Genomic DNA, 21,033 nt, shown 5'->3' on the forward strand with positions numbered 1-21,033 from the left:
AGATCAGGAGATGTTTCTATGCAAACAATCCTACTAGCTTTCAAAAAATGCAAATTTTCGTGGCTTCCCCGTGTCTCTCCCTCTCCGTGTCTCCTTTTCTCTAAAGAATTTTGGCTACATTCTGATCCATAACTGACGTTACTTAACCCGAACTGACGTTTGGTTATATCAGTTTTCTTAACTTTGATGGCTTTGAGTATAGATGGTGCGGGTGATGGTCAATCGTCAATCCCGTAAAATTAGACAGAAAAAAAATTATTCGTTAGAGCGCATTACGAATTCACGGCGCAGCTCAAGGGCTTGGTTTACGAGAAAATAGGATGTACCAGCTAGTGGCAACCACAGCACACTAAATAACCAACGCATTCTTTGTCCTGTCTGTCGAATTTCTGTTTCTGTGCCTAGTTCGATGCGGAGGCGATCGCCGAGGGGATCAACGAGCGTTTGATCCTGTAGTCCCGCGACAATCACAACCGCTTGACCATAGGGTAAAAGTTGCCGCTCCAAGTCTGTAAAGGCACTTTCTGCGTTACGCCACTTTACGGGATCCAGCTCAAATACGGCTCCGCCATATTCCACATGGCTCGGTTGGCGATCGCCTTCATCGGTATTAGCTCTTTGCACCTTGGGGCGAGCCTCAAACTCCGGCTCCACATCAGACAGGGGAAATTGCTCTAGATCCAGCGCTATCGGTATTGCATTGTCGCGATTATCCGTCAGCAAAATCTGGTCTACCGAGTCCGACCATTCCAAAACAGTGGCCTCCACCGTCACATCCTCAGCTAGGGACTCATCCCGCACCGTCAGCTTCACATTACCGCGTAAAACCTTGAGGGCAGGGTCATCGGGCATCACTGGTGCTGCTTCACCAATTAGATAGCCACTAATTTTTACCAACTCTTGGTCGGTCGTCGCACTGGCGGCTTCTGCTACGGTCATCTCAGGAATATCGGCTAATTCGCTAGAGGTTTTTGTGGTGGCTCCAGTCACCGCCATCAGTAATAATCCCGCAGCCATCACACCTGAGGCGATCGCCCCAAAAAACAACAGCTGATATCGGTCATATTCCTGGCGCGTGACATGACGAGGTCGATCCAGCAGCCAGTTGTATTTCATCCGTCGTGGCTTTTGATTAGAACCCATAGGAAATGCCAAACCTAAAATAAATTAAATTAATAAAAAAGCAGGCACACCCCAACCAATATTTTCAAAATTAGAAGCAAAACACCACTGCCAGTTAACACCACCACCACACAAAACCAACGCCCTAAAAACTGATCTTGAGGGCATTCACTGGCACATCATCCCAGGACTCTACCGTACGAATATTCGCTTCCCAGCCAGCCGTTGTTTCGTCGGCAGCCAGTTTTGCTTTCCACTGTTCGTGGCAATCTTTCGCAGCTTGCTCATTACAACATGCTATACAAGCTTGGAGAATACCCATCGGGTCAATTTGCTCATTTACCCAAATTTTCATACCTTTACTCCTTCCAAGTGACTCTCATCGACGATTCGCATGGGTATTTTAACAACATCTTTTCAACGCAAGATCAACTTGATGATGGAGTGTTGCAAGATCCGAAGAATTATCAAGTACCACATCGGCAAACTTTACTTTTTCACTCAGGGGAAGCTGACTATTAATGCGGGCGATCGCCTCTGTTTCGGTTAAATGATTACGCTGTTGTAGACGCTGCATTTGTTGAGTTTGGGAGCAAGTCACGACCCAAGTTTCCGTGACAAGGTCAAACAATTTTGCTTCAATCAGCAGAGGAATCACACAAATTACCGTGGCCTCTAAATGTTGCGCGAGTTCTGTCTGAAACCGTTGCTTTACGAAAGGATGAATTTGCGCCTCTAACCACTGCTTTTCTCGCAAATCCTGAAAAATAATCTGCCCTAGGCGCTGCCGCCGCAATGTACCGTCAGTCTCTTTCACATCATCACCATAGCGCTGAAAGATCGCCGTCAAAATGGGGGAACCAATGGCAACGGCCTCCCGCGCATAAATATCGGCATCTAAAATTGGGTAATGATATTGCGCCGCTAAATAATTTGACACGGTACTTTTTCCTGTCGCAATACCGCCAGTTAAACCAATTTTTCGTTGTGTCGTGAGAGATGATGGTGGCATATGGGTCAAGGCAAGTTTAGGGGAAAGACCCAGGCAAATTCTGTCCAGCAAACTGCTCTTACGAATATTTTCACGCCAACGCAAAATATAACAGGTAAAGAGGGCTGAAAATTAGGCCGTCTATTGGTGTTGCACCACCATGACTGAACAGGGAGCATGGTGCACGACATAGCTACTTACGCTACCCATAATCACTTCGCTCAGTCCGCTCAAACCTCGCCGTCCAATGATCACGAGGTCAACGCCTGCTGTTTTGGCGATATTGCAGATTTCGTGTTTGGGTTCTCCGATTTTGTAGTCTGCTTCTACTGGAATCTGGCGATCGCTGGCTTGTTTTGCCAAGGCTTGTAACCACGCAGACATTTCCGTAATGCCCGTTTCAAAGTCCCGTTCGCGTAGGGCAATGGTATTGGCATCAAGTAGACCACCATAGGCTGCCATGGCTCCAACTTCAGGCACGGTATTGAGCTGCGGTTCAACACAGTGAAAAATATGGAGGCTCGCTTCAAATTTCTCGGCAACGGTTAACGCTTGCTCAAAAATTTGTGGTGTATCGGCAAGGTAATCTAGAGCGACAAGAATTTTGCTAATCATAATGGCGCACAGCTCCAGAGATCGACATTGAGGAGGTCAAGGATATTAGGCGATCGCCGTCGTGATTGCCACCCTAAACTTAATACTCGAAACGAGGCGAATCCAACATTAATCCTTTCCCTACCTTTAGTGTGGCATTACTACCCTTGGTAATAGAACAGTTAGACAGAAAAATTATTGATTTTATTGACCGGGCAAGATCAAAAACAACATCGATAATCTGTTCAAACCAGCCCTACTGAATTTGTAGCGTCCGCAAACGATTTAGGGCTGCAACTAACTCAAAACGCCGAAAATAAGCCAAATCTGCTTGGGGATACTCGCTGAGGATATCTAGGCCTTCGGCTTCGATATCTACCATAATTTTTTCTAGCAGTTCATGCAGTGCTAAATTTTTCTCGCCATATTTTTCTTTGCCATAAATAATACCCAAGGCGATCGCCCGTAGTTGAGACGTTTCGACGAGCTGTTCGACACCACCGAGCTGAATATCTTCCGTACCAAAACCCAAAGCATCGGTATCACGCACCTTAATTGTGACCGACCGTTTGCCCCGACTCGCATCAATACTTGCCGTGACCGGAATACGGGGCGTAATATCTCCAAAGGCCTCACCGCCCTCCAATAAACGTTCATTTTTGTGGATGGCCGCAATCTTTTTCGCCTCTGCCGTCACATCATGGGGCTGGAAATTTTCCATGGCAATCACCGTACTCGCCACATCAAAATAATCACCGCTCCCCCCCATCACCAAAACCGTGGACACACCATGGTCTTTATAGAGCTGGCGCACTTTATCGACAAACGGTGTGATGGGTTCTTTATCTTTTTGAATGAGCTGCTGCATCCGGCGATCGCGGATCATAAAATTCGTAGCAGAAGTATCTTCATCCAATAGTAGGGTGGTTGCGCCAACCTCTAAAGCTTCAATAATATTTGTCGCCTGGGAAGTACTACCACTGGCATTATTACTACAAAATTGCTGCGTCGATTGACCCTGAGGTAAATGATTAATAAACGGCGAAATATCAACACTCGCAATACTACGGCCATCCTCTGAACGCACCTTGACCGCATTTGCATCCGTAATCACCCATTCGCGGCCATCACCGGGCACATGATTATAAACGCCCAACTCCACTGCCTTGAGGAGAGTTGATTTACCGTGGTAGCCTCCCCCGACAATTAAAGTAATCCCTTTAGAAATAGCCATGCCTTTAATCGTGCCGTGGTTGGGACAATCAAAACTCACCTCTAGATCCGGTGGCGCTTCGAAGGGAACGACATTATCCGTTAAAGGACGAGCATCCACGCCACTACGGCGCGGCAAAATCGAACCATTGGCAATAAAGGAGACTAAACCGCGTTTATCGAGTTCACTACGAATCCAGTCGGCATCTTCAATGGTTTCAACGTGCTTCTGGATTGCCTCCCCATCAAGGCTGCTATATAAAAGTGATTTTTTAATAATTTGAGGCAAGTCATAACAGAGCATTTCTTCCGCCTGTCGACCCAAAATCGAACGGCCTTTGGCGGGTAACCCCACCCAAAATCGGACTTCTACATCCTGATCATCAATAAAAACAGCGGTGCGCTCAAAGACCTCTTGGGCGGGTTCAATGCCCTGAATTAAACCGCTTTTCCCTGTGCCTCGAAAACCACTATATTCTTTGGCAACCTGGGCAAACTGCCGGGACAAATAATCCCGTAGGGCAATTTCTCGGCTCAGGGTACTGTACAGATCCTCTGAAAATTTGGCGATCGCCTGGGGAATGATCACACTACATTGGGTGGGGGCAGCGAAGGGATCCCCCTGGACATAATCAATAATTAGCGTAAAGTCCTCAAACGAATATTCTCCCTTAATTTGTTTATATGCCTTGTAGCCTCGACTATCGAGCTCGAAGAGTAACGCGGAAAGTTGGGCTTGGCTTTTCATAAAAATCGTCGAATTGGCAAAATGTTATCAGGGAGAGTTGTTATGCATTGATGACAAGTTTTTACAGATTACACCTTAATGTTTAACAATCCCAAACAAAAATCAATTTTTTTGTGTTTTTACAGGATTTTTTTAGGGATTTGTGGTAATTCGCAGTTAGTGCTTTAGATAGGTTCGTAAATCTCTGTATAGGTAGAGGTGAACCCCGCAGAAACAGGTTAAATTTTGGATAAGGTTAAGCCAAAAGGGTAAAGTGCTTCAGAAAAAATCATGGGTTATTGGTTAATTAAATCGGAACCGAGTGACTATAGTTTGGCGGAATTGCAAGCTGACAAGGTCGCTATTTGGGATGGGGTACGAAATTACCAAGCGCGTAATTTTTTGCGGGAAATGCGGGTGGGCGATCGCCTTTTTTATTACCATTCCAATACCAAACCCCCCGGCATTGTTGGGCTGGCCAAAGTCACCCAGGCGAGCATCGTTGACCCAACTCAATTTGACGAAGGTCATAAATACTACGATGCGAAATCCACTCCAGAGAAGCCTCGCTGGCAAACGGTCGAGATTGCATACGATGGCACTCTCACAGAGATGATCACCTTAACTCAGCTAAAAGAAGCCTTTAGTCCCGATGAGTTTGCAGTTGTGCGTCGCGGTAACCGTCTGTCGGTAATGCCTGTCGCCGATGATATTGCTCAACGTCTTCTGGCCATGGGGTCGGTGCAGACCTAGACCGCATTTATATTAACGCCTGCGTATTAATACCCACGTATTAATGCCCATGTAGAAATTAAGTTTCGATTTGATTTTATGGTTTTTCGAAGATGCTTCATGCATCATATTGCTCAAGACTGCACGGCAAGCTAATGACTGAGTCTCCTACTACAACTGAAAAATTGAGACATATTGAGAGTTTTGATACGTTACCACAGGTTATTCGTCGCATTTTGTGCTTCGCAACGGATCAGGCTGTCTTGGATCAGTTACAGATAGTGATTAGCGCCATAGAAGGGCTAGAGGTTTACGGCTGCTTAGATTTTGCGGGGGCGATCGCCCATCTAGAGCGAGAGCATTTCGATTGTGCATTAGTGGTGGCGACACAGATAGTCGACTGGCAAAAACTACTCCAATGCCGAGCACAAACATTACCGACCATTGCCCTGACCACTGATACGGATCCCTGCCAATTTGAATATTATTTAGGATTAGGCGTTACAGATTATTTAGCAATAGAAACGCTGACAGTTCAGCAATTGCGCCACAGCTTGTTCCACGTAGTGAGATTAAAACAGCTCCAAAGAAAAAACCGAGAATTAAACCAAGCCCTCCAAAAAACCGACGAACGCTACCGTCTCACCCTAGACGTGTCGAAGGATGGTATCTGGGATTGGACGATCACCAACCAAGAAATTGAAAGTAACGACAGACTATGGGAAATGTTGGGGTTAAATGCCAGTAGTAGCCCTTTGAATTTTGAGCAATTTAAGACGCTCATCCACCCCGACGATTATCCATCGACAAAAACTGCTTTTAAAGCACATCTCTATGAGGATAAAGATTTTTCAGTAGAAGTACGCCTACGTCACAAAGATGGTGAGTACCGCGATTTTTGGATTCGAGGGCAACTACAACGGTCTAGTCTGCACCATGAACCGCGCATGTGTGGCTTAATGACCGACATTACTGAGCGCAAGCGCAACGATCGCCGTAATCGTTTTCTGTCCCAGGCCAGTAGTTTACTCAATGCCTCCTTAGATTGTCAGGCGACCCTCGAAAACTTGGCATGGCTTGCTGTTCCCCGCATTGCCGACTGGTGTATTTTAGAAATTCAAGTGGAGCAAACAGGCGATCGCCCCGTGGTAGCTAGCCATCGCGATCCGGCGCGGGAACCCCTAGTCCAGCAGTTTTTTGAAACATTAACCCAAGTATCCCCGGCTCCCACCAATCCCCAATATGCCTACCAGCTTTCCCCTGAGCAAAAACAAAATCTCAGTCATCAATACGGCTGGTCATCAGCACTCCTAGATCAACTGGAGTTGCATTCTTATATTTGGATTCCTCTACAGGTGGGTCAGCGACCACTGGGGTCTATTTTCTTTGCCTGGGAAGAATCCCATCGTTCCTGCACCAGTGAAGATTTAGCACTTTTACAGGAGTTGGCCTATAGGGCGACATGGTCTATCGAAAATGCCCGCCTCTACGACGAACGACAGGCCGTTTATCAAGATCTACAGGGGGCGATCGCCCAATTAACGACCCAGCAAAAACGCCTAACAACCCTCAAACACCTCACCACCCTAACAAATCGCCGCCTCACCAATATCCCAGAACTCCTACAGGGCATCGTCCATCAAATTTGTAAAGACGTTTCTGTTGCCCAGGTTTGTGCCATCGCGCTCCATACCCCAGAACAAGGTGACAACTTTTTTATCGTCACAGATCAACAACATCCTGAAGCCGCAAAATTTGAAGAAATGCTGCAACAGGATCAAAACTGGCTGCGACATGTCTATCAAACAGGACAACCACAACTACAGAATTTCGACCTTAAAGCACCGGCCCCCTGTTCCCTCGCAGCAGTGGCCATCGAATCAGTATCTTCCGGTCGCCTTGGTATTCTTATTGTCGGGAATTGGCAAGTTGCCCAAGCCTTTAGTACAGAAGATTGTAGCTTTCTCAGTGCCGTGGGAGAAGAAGCCGCAGTCGCCATTGACAATGCCCGTCTCATTAAAACCCTCGAACAACAAAACCAAGAACTGATCGAAACGTCCCGGGTCAAAGATTTATTCCTTGCCACTGTTTCCCATGAGCTACGCACTCCGATGAATGCGATCCTAGGCTTTTCCCAAGTGTTGCTCAATCAACGTAAATCCTTCCTCGGTGGTAGCGAACAGCAGATCCTACGACGCATTCTCAGCAATGGCCGTAGTTTAATGGCGCTGATTAACGACATCTTGGACTTTTCCCAGATGAAATTAACCGAGTTAAAGTTGATGCCGAGCACCTTTGATCTGGAGTCTTTAACAAAAGATATTGTGGACGAACTCCAGTCCCTCGCCGAGGAAAAGCAGTTGCACTTTAAGCTAACGAGCCATCTAGAAGATAGTTCTGTCACCCACGACCAAAAGCGTATTCGCCAGGTCATTGTCAATCTCGTTGCGAATGCTTTGTCCTTTACCCAGCAAGGGACAGTGGCCATTACCCTAGAAGAGCAGCTGGAGGCTAAAACCGTCACCATTACAGTGCGCGATACGGGTATCGGTATTGCTCCTGAAAATCTCGAACATATTTTTAGTGAGTTTTGGCAGGTGCAGCAGGATATGCATTTGTCAAAATCTGGTACGGGCTTAGGACTGGCTATTACTTATAAATTGGTGCAGCGTATGAAGGGGACTATTGATGTGGAAAGCGCTATTGGCAAAGGGTCTTGTTTTAAAGTGACATTACCCCGCAGTCTAAACTCTAGTCCCCCAGTAAATCTAGTTGTGTAAGTTCCTAGGGAATGGTTATGCGTCGTGGGTTGGCGATCGCCCCATGGGGTCACGAAAAAAACTCGCTTACTTTGCGAAAACAATTGTTGAGGAGAGCTTGACGATGGCCAGACGACTCGACTAAATTAAACTGCACCCAAACCAACTATCACCAAAAAATCACCCTTTACTTCATTGAAGCTCGCCACCAAACTTGAAGCCATTTTGTATATTAAAGCTCAGCCTTTGACCCTTGATGAGTTGGCGGAAGCGGCTGGGACAGAACAGGATTTAGTTGAAGATGCCCTGTTGCAGTTGATGGCAGACTATGCCCACCGTGATAGCGCCTTAGAAGTTTTGGAAACGCCCAATGGCTATTGTCTGCAGTTGCGGGAAAGCTGCCAGGCAATGGTGACTTCTCTGATTCCAGCGGAGCTCAGTACTGGTGCTCTACGTACCCTTGCGGCGATCGCCTTAAAATCTCCCATTTTGCAAACAGACTTGATTGAGTTGCGGGGCAGCACCGCCTACCAACATGTTCAAGATTTAGTAGCCCAAGGCTTTATCAAAAAAAGACGACAACAGGAAGGCCGCTCCTTTTGGCTTGAAGTCAGCCAAAAATTTTACCAGTATTTTGAAATTGACCAGCTTTCTGAAGGATTTAATTAAGATTTCAACGGCCTTGAGAGTGTACAGTACGAAAAATTAGCGTTAAAGTGGGACGTGAGAAGTAAATATTTTCGGAATAGCGAATGATTTTTAACTCTGACTTCTTTTCCTCAGATGTTGACGAACAAACGGCAAATACCTTGATGGAGTATCTGCAACAGCAGAATCAAGATGTATTAAGCCGGGTTGCCCAGTCTGCCAGTCAAGAGGTGAAAGATGTCATCGCTCACAATGTCAGAGGCTTAATAGGCGTGCTGCCTCCCGATGATTTTCAGGTGAATATCACTACAGATCGCGAAAATTTAGCAAATTTGTTGGCTTCGGCAATGATGACGGGCTATTTTCTCGGTCAGATGGAACAGCGCATGAACTTGGAATCGAGTTTATTAGACGCGGGTTCTTTGTCTGCTGATGTGGATTTTGACTAATGGCTCCATTGGGGCAGTCTAACTTCAAGGTTTACCTGAAAATTTTTTTAGTTTGAAAGAAAAATCAAGGAAGGTTGTGGTGTTCGACAAAGGGCGATCGCCACAATTTTTTTGGTGGTATTTCCGTTGCCATGGGGAAGTTGCCTGAGGAGCCCAAACTTGACAGTTAATAATGCCGCTTTATCACATAGATTGGCAAAATCTCTCTTGATCGCGGTGGTGTCGCGGAGATCCCATCCCGTTAAGATTTAGAATGAAATTCGACACACTCTGGAGAACGCAGCAATTATGGCAGCTAAACTAAAAAAAGGAACTCTTGTGCGGGTGATCAAAGAGCAATTTGTAAACAGCGTCGAAGCGAAAGCCAGTGATTCTCGTTTGCCGTCCTATTTTCTCGAAAGTAAAGGGGAAATTCTTGACCTAAATGATGAATATGCTCTTGTTCGTTTCTATACACCGACACCCAGCGTTTGGCTCCGTATTGATCAGCTCGAAGTTTTGTAACTAACGCTATTTCGGAGAAGAAAAGCTATGTCTGCGATCGCCGCCCCTTCCATTGCTTGTAAAGCGCCCCAGGTGGCGGTGATCGGTGCTGGAAAAGTGGGGAGTACCCTAGCCCAGCGGATTACCGAAAAAAACTTAGCCGATGTGGTCTTGCTCGATATTGTCGAAGGTTTGCCCCAAGGTATTGCGCTAGATCTCTACGAAGCGCAGGGGTTAGAGCGCCACGATAAAAAAATTCTGGGGACAAACGACTACGCAGATACAGTGGGTTCTGACATTGTGGTGATTACGGCGGGGCTACCGCGTAAACCGGGTATGAGTCGTGATGATTTACTTTATACGAACGCGAAAATTGTCACCCACGCGGCAAAACAGGCGATCGCCCATAGTCCCAATGCCATTGTGATTGTGGTGACTAATCCCCTCGATGTGATGACCTATCTGGCGTGGAAGGCGACAGGCTTATCCCAAAACCATGTGATGGGTATGGGAGGTGTGCTGGATTCTTCGCGGCTACGGAGCTTTATCGCCCTAGAAACTGGCGCGACCACAGGAGATATTTCGACCTTTGTTTTGGGAGGTCATGGTGATTTGATGGTTCCCATTCCCCGCTATTGCACTGTGAGCGGTGTGCCCATCACAGAATTCCTCGAACCGGAGGCGATCGCCCGACTGATGGAGCGCACCAAAAATGGTGGTGCAGAAATCGTAAAACTCCTAAAAACAGGTAGCGCTTTCTATGCCCCTGCTTCATCGGTTTGCTACATGGTTGAGTCGTTAATTCTCAATCAATCCCGTTTATTACCCGCAGCGGTTTACCTCGATGGTCAGTATGGCTTAACGGATTTGTTTTTGGGTGTTCCCTGTCGCCTCGGTTGTAGCGGTGTCGAACAGATTGTTGAAATTCAGTTGACGGAGGAAGAATTAGCCCAACTCCATCGGTCAGCAGCGGCGGTAAAAGAGGGCATAGACAAGGCGATCGCCAAAACAGATCTATAGTCGTAGTCAGTAAAATAGGTAGAGGTTTAACATCTTAAACCCTAACAAAATAAAACTTTAAAGCAGATCCAATGTCTTAATCTCGATGATTTTGACGACTCCTCATCTCAAGCTGCTCCGCTAGATAAGCCATCGCCCAAAGCTATAATAAAGCCGTTCTTCTGTCGGTATCGTCATTTGATAGCTAGACTGGGTCGGAAAATAGTAGCCGTAATAGTGATGTGCTCAGGGAGTTTGGGTCTGTGGGGAATGGAGGCGATCGCCGCCCCCATGATCTGCACTAAAAATGAAAGCGCAGCGGCAATTATGCCCCAGCTTTTAGCAGATTTACCCAGCTACAGTAACCGTGTCATCCAACGCGCCCGCAGACTAGATCGCCAAGAAGATACCTTCAGCTATATCATAGAAGCAGGTCTACCAGATTTTCGGCCACTACCCTTAAAGCAGCAGCAATTCACCTCAGCCGCCGCCGATACAACAGAGCAACTCTTCTTTACGACCCTCGATAAGCAATACATTAACGACATTCCAGTTTATTTAGAAAATCACCATTGGCTATTGGTCACCCCCTCCTCCAAGGGATGGGCTGTTGTTCATCTCTTTAGCATTGTTAACCGTAGAGAGCCGGGGACAATTCTTATTCCCCCGCGCAATACCACCCATGGCAGCGTCGGTAAAGCAATCCAGCTCTGGTTAAGGGATTACAACGCCTACTGCGCCAATTGATTAATCCCAAAGCATCATGAATAATATTGGGTGGTTCTTGCCCTAGCTGCAATACAAATTCCGCAATACAAATCCGTGTTAGACATTAAACTTATCCGCTCAAATCCCGAACTCGTTCAGGAACGTCTTAATACCCGCAAAGCTGGCGAGTATGACCTCCAGCCCATCCTCGATCTTGATGCCCAGCAACGTTCCCTCGAAGGCGATCGCAGTAAGTTACAAGCACGGAGTAACGAAATTGGTAAGGCGATCGGTCAGAAAATGAAAGGCGGCGCGGATCCTAAAAGTGCAGAAATTACGAGCCTTAAAACCGAAGGTAACGATATCAAAAAGCAATTAGCCGACCTTGAACCGAAGGAAAAAGAACTTAAAGCGCAAATTCAAGAACTCGTTTTAGCATTACCGAATTTGCCGGATGAAAGTACGCCTGTCGGTGCGAATGAAACAGAAAATGTCGAAGTGCGTCGCTGGGGTGATGAATATATTCGCAGTAATGAAGGGATTTTGCCCCACTGGGAAATCGGCGAAAAATTAGGCATTCTCGAATTTAGTCGCGCTGTAAAAGTTGCCCAGAGTCGCTTCGTGACCCTCACTGGTGCCGGTGCAGCCCTAGAGCGAGCCTTGATTAATTTCATGCTCGACACTCAAATTGAGGCAGGCTATACCGAAGTGATGCCGCCAGTTTTAGTTAATTCAGACTCCCTCACGGGCACGGGTCAACTGCCGAAATTCGCTGAAGAAAGTTTTAAATGTGCCGACGATGATCTTTGGCTAACGCCCACCGCAGAAGTGCCGGTGACGAATCTCTACCGCGACGAAATTATTGAAGCGGACAATTTACCCATTCACCACTGCGCTTATACTCCTTGTTTTCGTCGGGAGGCTGGTAGCTATGGTAAAGATACACGCGGTCTCATTCGCTTGCACCAGTTTAATAAAGTCGAACTCGTGAAGTTTGTGCATCCCGAAAAGTCTGCTGAAGAGCACCAAAAACTTGTCGAGAACGCCGAGGCAATTCTGAAAGCATTGAAGCTGCCTTACCGCGTCTTGGAACTCTGCTCTGGTGATATCGGCTTTAGCGCTGGCAAATGCTATGACCTTGAAGTGTGGCTGCCCTCTGCGGAAACCTACCGGGAAATTTCGAGCTGCTCTAATTTCTATGATTTCCAAGCGCGTCGCGCCAGTATTCGTTTTAAGGAAGCGGGTAAAAAAGGGACACAATTTGTGCACACATTGAATGGCTCTGGTTTGGCGATCGGCCGGACGATGGCGGCAATTCTTGAAAATTATCAGCAGCCTAACGGCACGGTAGAAGTACCGGAAGTATTGCGTCCTTATATGCGTCGTGATTTTCTTTAGATATAGATTTTTATCTTCTTAATTTTAGTAGGGGTTGAGCATGCTCAACCCCTACTGTTTTTGTGGGAAACAACGACATAAACTGACAGCGAACTAAACCTAGCCTGCTTCAGCTTCGCAGTATCCTTGAATTTGCGCAGTCACTTCATCGCCTTGGGTAGAAAGAGCGTCAAGTTTCGTGAAGGCATCGACGGCTTTTGATTGGAACTCTGTGGCTGCGGGAATCAGATCATCTTCTGTTTCAACGTTTTTAAGAGAGGCCATGGCTTCACTGGTTTTAGCGAGTTCTTGACCAAACTGGGTTGTGACTTCAGCGTACTGATCGCGATAGCCCGCTAGGGTTTCGTCGGGAAGATTTACAGCTTTAAGATCGGTGGACATCCCTTCGATCTTTGTGACAACTCGTCCGACGACATCCATATAGCTGCCTGCCATGGTTTTAATGCTTTCAATATCGGCTGAGTTGGCGAATTGGTTACCAAACTCTTCCATTTCTGCTTCAAACTCGGCCTGGAACTCTTCGCCTTGGTTCATGACTTCTGATAAGTCATTGCACTGCTGCACTGTCGATACGCCACAGCTCGATAGACCAAGAGTAAGAACTGCTCCCATCGATAAGGCAGCGTGACGTGGACGAAGTTTTAACATGAAATTCTCCTGAAGGTTTTCACCGAAATCTATGGTTGATCTGCTTATGGGATATTTAGATCGCTCAAAAATTTGATGAAAGTTAGTTTGTTAATTTTAGCAATGATTTTTTTGTTTTTTGGTGGGGCTTAATGCGTTGTAAAGGCGATCGCCTTTTTCCTGTTCAGGAAAATTTAGGGTTGAATGGTATTTGTTTTGCTCAGGACAAAAATACTTTGGTCACCACCCCGCCCGATGCGAAAATCTGCGTCGAGGTAGGTGAGGGTGAGGCTGGGAATGCGACCAACGGGATTACGGGCGGAGACGGTGCTTACGGGATTTTTTAAGACGAAGGGTAAGCCTAGGACTTTGGTAATAAAAATGGAGCGTTGATTAAAGTCCACATTAATTTTGCGGTCGGGAATGCCATCGTCGGGGGTGGGGGCTTTGGAGAATGTGGCGTTCACCGTAACGTAGCCTGCTAGGGCATTGGTGGCATGTTTGCAAAAGGCTTGGTTGTAAAAACCTTTTGTTGCGACATCAATCACTTGGTAAACCCGTCCTAACTGAAAGCCGAGGGGCAACGAGTTTAAAACCCGAATTTCCCGTGCGGTGGAATAAAGTAGTTCCCATGCTCCGTCCAGTAATTCAATAGAGGTTTTTAAAGGATAGGGATTGGGGTTTTCGCTTTCTAGGGCAATGATTTTTGTTTCTAGTTGCGTGGCGATCGCCGAATCTAGATTCAAATCGGTTAGAGGTGTGCCCTTAGCTAAATTTTCGTCTTGGGCAACGGTGGCGATCGCCTCAATTAAAGCTTGTTTTGTTTGGGTGGCGGTGGACATGGCGGATAATATTAAAAGGAATTTTTATTGGCTCTATCCTAACGATCGTAACCGAGGGAAACGCCACCGGGCGGAATTTTAATGGTGCTGCGAGAGCCTTCAGCTTCCATTCTGACTAGCAATTCACCTTTTTCATTAACGCCGACAATTTTGCCGAGATGTCCTTCATAAACGATGAGTTCGTCCAGATTTTTAAGGAGTTGCAAATAGTTTGGCAGGATACTCTCCATTCCTTTTTCTGTAAGTTGGGCGATCGCCTCCGAAATTCCAGCAATTACAGTTGCCGCTAAATGCTCAATGGGAAACTGCGAATCCCCATCCCAAAAATCTTGGAGATTAATACCAACATCGGGGATTTCATTACTGTAATTAATGCCAACGCCAATCACTGCCGCTGTCACTTTGCCTGCTTGGATTTTAGTTTCAGTTTTGATGCCACCTAACTTTTTGCCGTTTAAAATCAAATCATTTGCCCATTTAATCTCCACCGGAATGCCTTGTTTCCGTAGATATTTTGTGATCCCCCAAACGCTAGCAATCGTTAAACCGTAAGCATCTTGTGGGTTTAGCTCCATAGGAACCAACATCGATAAATACAAGCCCCCTTCCGAGGATGTCCAGCTTTTACCCCACTGTCCCCGTCCCGCTGTCTGACGTTTGGCGATCGCCACCCTCGGCATCATTGCCCCAGCCCGAAACCGTTCCCACAAGACCCCATTCGTCGAGCCAATCTCCCCAAACACCTCAATCACTGGTGACTGATACCTGATACCTGATACCTGATAACTGTTCACTGATAACTGTTCACTGATACCTGATAACTGTGCGGCGATCGCCTTGACATCCATACCCAGAAGAAAAAACTACTTGTTAACAAACTACGGCATTACAGCCCCACCAGTCAGACGCAATTTGCTACAGTTCTATAGCCACGCAACACACAAAACATCCGCTAATGGTTTCCACAGCCCCGACCCAAATGACCCACATCACGACCTTAGCCAACGGCATCAAGCTGATTGTGACCGAAAATCCTGTGGCGGATCTGGTGGCAGGACGCATCTTTTTACCGAAGGCAGGCGGACGTTGGGAAAGCCTCCAACAGGCAGGTTTATTTCACCTCATGGCGGCGGTATTGACAAAGGGAACTGAAAATTACGCGGCGGTAGAGATTGCAGAACAAATCGAATCTATCGGCGCAAGTCTTGGGGCAAGTACGTCCAATGACTACATGGCGATGAGCATGAAGGCTGTCACCAAAGATTTTCAGACGATTCTGGATTTGGCGGCAGAGATTATGCAAAAACCTACTTTTCCTGAGCGAGAAGTGGAGCTAGAACGAAAAATAACGTTGCAAAATATTCGCTCTCAAATGGAGCAACCCTTTAATGTCGCCTACAAGCAATTGCGAGAAAATATGTATCCGGCGCATCCCTACGGCATGTCAATTTTAGGGACAGACGAAACCGTTAAAAGTTTTACGCGGGAAGATTTAGCAGCGATTCATGCCAAACATTTTCGCCCCGATAATTTGATTATTAGTTTGTCTGGTCGCATCACCCTTGAGCAAGCCGAAGCAATGATAGATAAGGCTTTTGGTAGTTGGAAAAATCCGGCAGAACCTCTGGAAGCGATGACCATTCCAAATCTCGCGCCGACGGGCGGAATGTGGCAAAAAGAGCAGGATAGCCAGCAGGCGATCGTTATTTTGGGTTATCTCACAGGTACAGTTGCCGATGATGATTTCTTTGCGCTTAAGCTTCTCAGTACCTACCTTGGTAATGGTTTATCCAGTCGTCTGTTTGTCGAGCTGCGAGAAAAACAGGGGTTAGCCTATGATGTCTCGGCTTTCTTCCCGACCCGCCTGAATCAATCACAATTTGTCACCTATATCGGCACAGCTCCTAAAAATACGGCGATCGCCCTCAAGGGATTACACAAAGAAGCAAAGCGATTAATGGATAACCCTCTGAGTGAAGGTGAATTACAAATCGCCAAAAATAAACTTTTAGGACAATATGCCCTCGGCAAACAGACTAATGCTGAGTTGGCGCAAATCTTTGGCTGGTATGAAAGCATCGGTTTAGGAGTTGGCTTTGACCAAGAATTTAAAACCCACATCGAGCGCATCACTCCCGAAGAAACCTACGCCGCTGCCCAACGTCATTTTAAAAATCCTTATATCTCCGTGGTTGGCTCTAAGGATGCCCTTTCTCTCCTCGAAGACATTGAGCTATCGTAAAAGGCGATCGCCCCTATTTTCGGCTATTTTTTAGAGTACAAATTATGTTTTCCCGTTCATCACTACTTACTGCCGGATTAGCCCTCACCCTTGCGTTTGGTGGTTTAAGTAATGGGGCGATCGCCCAGATCATCCGACCCGAACTGCGTAGCGGTAGCACTGGAACAGCAGTCAGAGAACTGCAAGCCACCCTAAAATTACTAAATTATTACACCGGCGAAGTCACCGGAACCTACGACGAAGCAACCGTCATTGCCGTTTATCGTTTCCAAAAAGCAGCCCAACTCCCCGAAACAGGCGTAATGGATCGCCTCACATGGGCGACCCTTTTCCCCACGGAACCACCTGCTGCTCCCATAACAACTACGACTACTGAAACAACACCGACAGCAACGGAAGAACCAACCGAAACCGCAGAGACCCCTGACACCACGACTGCTGTAGCTCCCAGTCAACGCACCGCCGAAACTCTGCCGCTCTTAAGGGAGGGAATGGATGGCGAAGCCGTCACATTTCTACAACAACGTTTGAAAGCAAAAGGCTTTTTTCCCGGTACAATCGACGGAATTTTTGGTCCCCAAACCTTACAAGCAGTAATCGCAGCCCAAACCGCCTTAAACCTTGACGGAGACGGTATTGTTGGTCGCCAAACTTGGACACAACTGCTCAAGTGATTTTTCAACTAACGGCTAACTAATGAGCAATAAGCGTTATCAAGGCAAGATAGTTCGATGGAAAGATGATCGCGGGTTTGGATTTATCCAAACTAATGGCATCAAAAAAGATATTTTTCTCCATATCAGTGCTCTTCAAGGAGCATCGCACCGCCCAAAAGCTGGTGACATTATTTACTTCGACCTAAAAAGAGAATCGGACGGTAAATACAAAGCTGTTAACGCAAGCTTTACCCCAATGGCTCCTGTTCGACAGAAAAAAAATTTTCACAAACAACCTCAACAACGCAATTTAAAATCAACTACTTCAAGCCGCACCTCATATCAACGCTCTAGGCAGCCATTTTCTCGCTCTAACTCCAAAACACCGCAGCTTCTTAATGCAGTAATAATCGGCTTACTTCTAGCAGGAGTCGTCATCGGTGTTCCAAAATTTTTAGAATCTCAGTCGAGACAAACTGCCATTTCTAATCAAAGCTCAGCACCAATTCGTCCAGAACAAAGTCGCGACAACGCAAATTCTCAACCAACTCAAACTTGTAACATTAAAGGCAACATTTCCTATCCCGACGGCAAGAAGTTTTATCATAAACCGGGTTATCAAGACTATGCGAAAGTCGAAATCTTTGAAAATGAAGGCGAAAGATGGTTTTGTAGCGAAGAAGAAGCGATTCGCGCCGGCTGGCAAGATGCTGCCAATCAATAAAATTTAGATTTTCTGTTTACACACACCCTTAAAATTCTTCATCTTATGAGTCTTAAAATTAAAGTGCCGACGATCGCCTGCGAAGTTTGCGGCAACACGATTACTAAAGCTATCGAGTCCCAGCAAGAAGATGCGCAAGTTTCCGTTGATGTGACCAATAAAATCGTTACAGTAGACACTTCTGCTACGGAAGCTGAAATCAAGTCAATTATTGTTGAGTCAGGTCATACACCCGAATAGCAAGTCCCAAATCAGAACAGATGACAAGTCAAACATCTTGGCGATTAACCATTGGTCATTACCTCGACGACTTTGAGAGTCCTATCGGTCGCGGGATCAATATTTTCCTATGTGTTTTGATCTTCATTTCGTCGGGGATTTTCGTTGCCCAGACCTATGACTTACCGTCAGCTATTTCACAGATACTGTCCTATATCGACTACAGTATTCTGATTTTGTTTGCTGTTGAATATGTCGTTCGTTTTATCTGTTCGGAAGAACCGGAGAAGTTTCCTTTTCGGTTTTTTTCCTTAATCGATTTGTTGGCGATCGCCCCACTATTTTTGGGTTTTTTAGATATTAGATTTTTCCGAATTTTTCGATGGTTTCGGCTGCTTCGACTCATTCGCTTTTTTCGCCTAGAAATCTCTATTTTAAATGTTAAGGCCAAAGATACGATCATTTTAAGTCGGATTATTCTGACGCTGTTTACGATTATTTTTATTTGTGCCGGCTTAATTTACCAAGTTGAACATACGGTTAATCCAGATACTTTTAAAAACTTTCTTGATGCTTTGTACTTCGCCGTTGTCACCATGACGACTGTCGGTTTTGGCGATAAAACCCCCATTTCCTCTGGCGGCAAAATTGTCACGCTACTCATGATTTTGACCGGCATTGCCGTTATTCCGTGGCAATTGGGAGACTTAGTACGGCAATTTATTAAAAGCACAACCCAGAAAGAAGTTGACTGTACAAAATGTGGTCTTGCCTTCCATGACCAAGACGCAAAATTTTGCAAACGATGCGGCACACTTCTTGAGCTAGACACTTGAAGTTATTAATTAGCGACATTCCTAAATAAAAGATCACCAAAAAATTGTCAGAAGTGGAGGTCATTTCTAAGATGAACTTACTACGTTTGCACTAAATAAATGTCAATCCCTCTCACTCTAAATCTCCTGCAAGGTTCTGTTTCTTTTCGCTTCACCCCAGAGGCAGCCCAGGGCATCAAAGCTGAAATCGATATGCTGATGGCAAGTATGCGGGCGATCGCCGGCTCCTCCGCACCATCCCGCCCAGCCCCAAAAAAGCCCATGGAATACCAGCACACAGGCGATATTTTCCTTGAAATCTTCTGTAACCCCAACATTTACCCTAGCCCTTTCGCTGCAAAGGTTTTAATCACCCTCCGAGACGAACGCATTCGCCTAACCAGCGAGGCAGAACTCCCTCGGTTGTTGGAAGACCTTGACAATTACCTTGCCCAAGCATAACTAAGCCCTAGGATAAAGGCGGTTTTCAGAGCGTTGCGCTAGGCTAGCAAAAAGATGTTTATTTACTCGTCACTTTTTTGTAAAGAGCAGGAATAACCGCCCATGAACACTTCCACTAATATTTTTGACATTGTCCAGAAAGGATTTCGTGTCACCGTTGGCGCTGCCGCAACCCTTGTCGAAACACTCCAAGATCCCCAGAAGAGGGATGTCACTATTACAGAATTTCGCGCCGAACTTCAAAATCGCGCTGCCGAATGGTCTGAGAAAGGTGAAATGACCGAAGCGGAAGCCCGTAAATTCCTTGAAAATATTTTCCAAAAAGATAGTGGCAAACCCGCCGGCGATCGCGAAGTGCCCACAGCAGCCGTTGAAGTGAAAGATTCAGAACTAGAAGAAGAAATTCTAGTTTTAACAGAGCAAATCACCATGCTTAAAGCAGAATTAGCAGCTCTCCGCCAAGAGTCAAACCCAGAACAGTAAAAGTCTAAAGTTGCTCACAATGGAAATACTCTCTTTGGCTTGATTTCCCAGTTAGAAATCTCAGCTCAAAATTAAAAGTTGTTGTATTTCTTTTGTGGAATAATTTATCAAACGGTATGGGAGAATATTTTTTCTAGGCAAACTAGACCTAGTCGTTCTCCCATTTTTCCGCGCTTAATAAATCTCCGATACAATCCCGCAGTAAATAGTCGCATCTTTCTAGCTCCGACTCCACGCTACTCCACTCACGGGGCGGAATAAATTCACAGAGACAATAGAGAGACTGGTTTCGCCGAACCAGATTTTGCTCAACTAGATTTTTCACTTCATCCCGAATTTGACCAAGGGATAGAAAAAAGGGATTTGAAAATGCAAGAGTAGAATCAATCATGAATTCTTTCCAGAAAAGAAATAATAAAACGAAAAAATATATTAGGGCAGAAAGCAAAACCTCTATCAACAACCAAAGTCATTGCTATTGAAACGCAAGTATTGCTGATTGCATCACTCAACCTGCAATATTTTATTTAACAGTTAACTCTTTCTCTTTTTTCTGATCTTAAGAAAGATTTTATTCATATAATTTAACGCCCCTTACACAGTATAAACCGATATGAATGGCAACCTCTATTCTTTAGCGATGTTCTACCAAAATATACTTAGAAAAATACTCAAAAGAAAAATACTTAGAAAACCTAATATATTTTCATTTTTACTTAAAATGCGTCTAGATATTTTTTGTAATCAATCTTTTTTTAATAAAGGATATGATAAAACCCCATTAGTATTTTCAAAGGTAAAGGGCAAGAAGGACTGATCTTCAAAAAAGGGAATGAGGTTATCAATTCATTTTTAAAAAGGCTTGTACTGATTAGTCATCACTCCAACACTGGGCTGGATTTAAATCTGCAATGTGGTCTCTTAATAAAAAACCGTTACGCTCTAGCTCGCGTTCTACACAAACCCACTCGCGTGCAGGGATAAATTGACAGAGTACGTAAATCGGTTGGCGACAGTCAATTTTGCCCATCTCCACCAACTGACGAACTTCATCCTTTAGCATCTCAATGGAGAAATGTTTTCCCTGGTTAATTGTTTGAGGCATCGTAGCAATATTCATTCTTAGTTACCTCTCAACGGA

General features: G+C 45.6%; 25 protein-coding genes. 15 read left to right on the forward strand and 10 right to left on the reverse strand.

The features are described 5' to 3' along the window. Nucleotides 1-255 precede the first annotated feature (255 nt). The 5 genes from NIES208_RS02425 to NIES208_RS02445 form a co-directional block, all read right to left on the reverse strand. Complete coding sequence (locus NIES208_RS02425) at nucleotides 256-1,143, reverse strand: hypothetical protein (RefSeq protein WP_075889343.1); 888 nt, start codon at nucleotides 1,141-1,143, stop codon at nucleotides 256-258. 124 nt (nucleotides 1,144-1,267) lie between these two features. Then, a complete protein-coding gene (locus tag NIES208_RS02430; protein ID WP_075889345.1) occupies nucleotides 1,268-1,477 on the reverse strand; it encodes a glycogen debranching protein in 210 nt (69 codons plus the stop codon). A gap of 48 nt (nucleotides 1,478-1,525) precedes the next feature. Then, nucleotides 1,526-2,134, reverse strand: coding sequence for a dephospho-CoA kinase (coaE, locus tag NIES208_RS02435; protein ID WP_075889347.1), 609 nt, complete (start codon nucleotides 2,132-2,134; stop codon nucleotides 1,526-1,528). Nucleotides 2,135-2,254: 120 nt separating this feature from the next. After that, a complete protein-coding gene (locus NIES208_RS02440; RefSeq protein WP_075889349.1) occupies nucleotides 2,255-2,728 on the reverse strand; it encodes a universal stress protein in 474 nt (157 codons plus the stop codon). 235 nt (nucleotides 2,729-2,963) lie between these two features. After that, the gene (locus NIES208_RS02445) at nucleotides 2,964-4,667 is read right to left on the reverse strand and encodes an ABC-ATPase domain-containing protein (RefSeq protein WP_075889351.1); all 1,704 of its coding nucleotides are present in this window, start codon (nucleotides 4,665-4,667) and stop codon (nucleotides 2,964-2,966) included. A 270-nt stretch (nucleotides 4,668-4,937) separates the two neighbouring features. Between NIES208_RS02445 and NIES208_RS02450 the strand changes: the two genes are divergently transcribed. The 8 genes from NIES208_RS02450 (at nucleotide 4,938) to serS (ending at nucleotide 12,822) form a co-directional block, all read left to right on the forward strand. Beyond that, entirely contained in the window at nucleotides 4,938-5,399 is a 462-nt protein-coding gene (locus tag NIES208_RS02450) for an EVE domain-containing protein (protein WP_075889353.1), read from the forward strand. 134 nt (nucleotides 5,400-5,533) lie between these two features. Next, nucleotides 5,534-8,158 (forward strand): ATP-binding protein, encoded by a 2,625-nt coding sequence (locus tag NIES208_RS02455; protein ID WP_075889355.1) that lies wholly within the window; start codon nucleotides 5,534-5,536, stop codon nucleotides 8,156-8,158. Between the two features lie 174 nt (nucleotides 8,159-8,332). Next, the gene (gene scpB, locus NIES208_RS02460; protein ID WP_075889357.1) at nucleotides 8,333-8,806 is read left to right on the forward strand and encodes an SMC-Scp complex subunit ScpB; all 474 of its coding nucleotides are present in this window, start codon (nucleotides 8,333-8,335) and stop codon (nucleotides 8,804-8,806) included. Nucleotides 8,807-8,889: 83 nt separating this feature from the next. Then, on the forward strand, nucleotides 8,890-9,234 hold the full coding sequence (locus NIES208_RS02465; RefSeq protein ID WP_075889359.1) for a DUF760 domain-containing protein: 345 nt from the start codon (nucleotides 8,890-8,892) through the stop codon (nucleotides 9,232-9,234). Nucleotides 9,235-9,522: 288 nt separating this feature from the next. Then, a complete protein-coding gene (gene ndhO, locus NIES208_RS02470; RefSeq protein WP_075889361.1) occupies nucleotides 9,523-9,738 on the forward strand; it encodes an NAD(P)H-quinone oxidoreductase subunit O in 216 nt (71 codons plus the stop codon). Between the two features lie 27 nt (nucleotides 9,739-9,765). Continuing rightward, nucleotides 9,766-10,737, forward strand: coding sequence for a malate dehydrogenase (gene mdh, locus NIES208_RS02475; RefSeq protein ID WP_075889363.1), 972 nt, complete (start codon nucleotides 9,766-9,768; stop codon nucleotides 10,735-10,737). Nucleotides 10,738-10,956: 219 nt separating this feature from the next. Further along, complete coding sequence (locus tag NIES208_RS02480; RefSeq protein WP_139324965.1) at nucleotides 10,957-11,463, forward strand: hypothetical protein; 507 nt, start codon at nucleotides 10,957-10,959, stop codon at nucleotides 11,461-11,463. A gap of 75 nt (nucleotides 11,464-11,538) precedes the next feature. Beyond that, the gene (gene serS / locus NIES208_RS02485) at nucleotides 11,539-12,822 is read left to right on the forward strand and encodes a serine--tRNA ligase (protein ID WP_075889367.1); all 1,284 of its coding nucleotides are present in this window, start codon (nucleotides 11,539-11,541) and stop codon (nucleotides 12,820-12,822) included. A gap of 99 nt (nucleotides 12,823-12,921) precedes the next feature. Here serS and NIES208_RS02490 read toward each other — a convergent pair whose 3' ends face one another. The 3 genes from NIES208_RS02490 to NIES208_RS02500 form a co-directional block, all read right to left on the reverse strand. Further along, nucleotides 12,922-13,470, reverse strand: coding sequence for a hypothetical protein (locus tag NIES208_RS02490; protein ID WP_075889369.1), 549 nt, complete (start codon nucleotides 13,468-13,470; stop codon nucleotides 12,922-12,924). Nucleotides 13,471-13,643: 173 nt separating this feature from the next. Next, complete coding sequence (locus NIES208_RS02495) at nucleotides 13,644-14,291, reverse strand: PAP/fibrillin family protein (RefSeq protein ID WP_075889371.1); 648 nt, start codon at nucleotides 14,289-14,291, stop codon at nucleotides 13,644-13,646. 38 nt (nucleotides 14,292-14,329) lie between these two features. Then, a complete protein-coding gene (locus NIES208_RS02500; RefSeq protein ID WP_075889373.1) occupies nucleotides 14,330-15,139 on the reverse strand; it encodes a biotin--[acetyl-CoA-carboxylase] ligase in 810 nt (269 codons plus the stop codon). Between the two features lie 107 nt (nucleotides 15,140-15,246). Between NIES208_RS02500 and NIES208_RS02505 the strand changes: the two genes are divergently transcribed. The 7 genes from NIES208_RS02505 (at nucleotide 15,247) to NIES208_RS02535 (ending at nucleotide 19,892) form a co-directional block, all read left to right on the forward strand. Continuing rightward, nucleotides 15,247-16,533, forward strand: coding sequence for a M16 family metallopeptidase (locus NIES208_RS02505; RefSeq protein WP_075889375.1), 1,287 nt, complete (start codon nucleotides 15,247-15,249; stop codon nucleotides 16,531-16,533). 44 nt (nucleotides 16,534-16,577) lie between these two features. Then, nucleotides 16,578-17,207, forward strand: coding sequence for a peptidoglycan-binding domain-containing protein (locus tag NIES208_RS02510; protein ID WP_075889377.1), 630 nt, complete (start codon nucleotides 16,578-16,580; stop codon nucleotides 17,205-17,207). A gap of 22 nt (nucleotides 17,208-17,229) precedes the next feature. Then, nucleotides 17,230-17,913 (forward strand): cold shock domain-containing protein, encoded by a 684-nt coding sequence (locus tag NIES208_RS02515; protein WP_075889379.1) that lies wholly within the window; start codon nucleotides 17,230-17,232, stop codon nucleotides 17,911-17,913. A gap of 45 nt (nucleotides 17,914-17,958) precedes the next feature. Next, the gene (locus tag NIES208_RS02520) at nucleotides 17,959-18,153 is read left to right on the forward strand and encodes a heavy-metal-associated domain-containing protein (protein ID WP_075889381.1); all 195 of its coding nucleotides are present in this window, start codon (nucleotides 17,959-17,961) and stop codon (nucleotides 18,151-18,153) included. A gap of 20 nt (nucleotides 18,154-18,173) precedes the next feature. Then, nucleotides 18,174-18,968, forward strand: a complete 795-nt coding sequence (locus NIES208_RS02525) for an ion transporter (RefSeq protein WP_075889383.1) — start codon at nucleotides 18,174-18,176, stop codon at nucleotides 18,966-18,968. Between the two features lie 99 nt (nucleotides 18,969-19,067). Then, nucleotides 19,068-19,409 (forward strand): hypothetical protein, encoded by a 342-nt coding sequence (locus NIES208_RS02530; protein ID WP_075889385.1) that lies wholly within the window; start codon nucleotides 19,068-19,070, stop codon nucleotides 19,407-19,409. A gap of 102 nt (nucleotides 19,410-19,511) precedes the next feature. Next, the gene (locus NIES208_RS02535) at nucleotides 19,512-19,892 is read left to right on the forward strand and encodes a hypothetical protein (RefSeq protein WP_075889387.1); all 381 of its coding nucleotides are present in this window, start codon (nucleotides 19,512-19,514) and stop codon (nucleotides 19,890-19,892) included. 148 nt (nucleotides 19,893-20,040) lie between these two features. On the opposite strand, the gene NIES208_RS02540 is transcribed toward NIES208_RS02535, so the two are convergent. Together NIES208_RS02540 and NIES208_RS02545 are read right to left on the reverse strand one after the other, a co-directional pair. After that, nucleotides 20,041-20,283 (reverse strand): DUF4327 family protein, encoded by a 243-nt coding sequence (locus NIES208_RS02540; protein WP_075889389.1) that lies wholly within the window; start codon nucleotides 20,281-20,283, stop codon nucleotides 20,041-20,043. Nucleotides 20,284-20,763: 480 nt separating this feature from the next. After that, nucleotides 20,764-21,012: a DUF4327 family protein gene (locus tag NIES208_RS02545; protein WP_075889391.1), complete on the reverse strand. Its 249-nt coding sequence runs from the start codon at nucleotides 21,010-21,012 to the stop codon at nucleotides 20,764-20,766. Between the last annotated feature and the right edge of the window lie 21 nt (nucleotides 21,013-21,033).

The sequence above is a fragment of the [Limnothrix rosea] IAM M-220 genome (genome assembly GCF_001904615.1).
Lineage (GTDB): Bacteria > Cyanobacteriota > Cyanobacteriia > Cyanobacteriales > MRBY01 > MRBY01.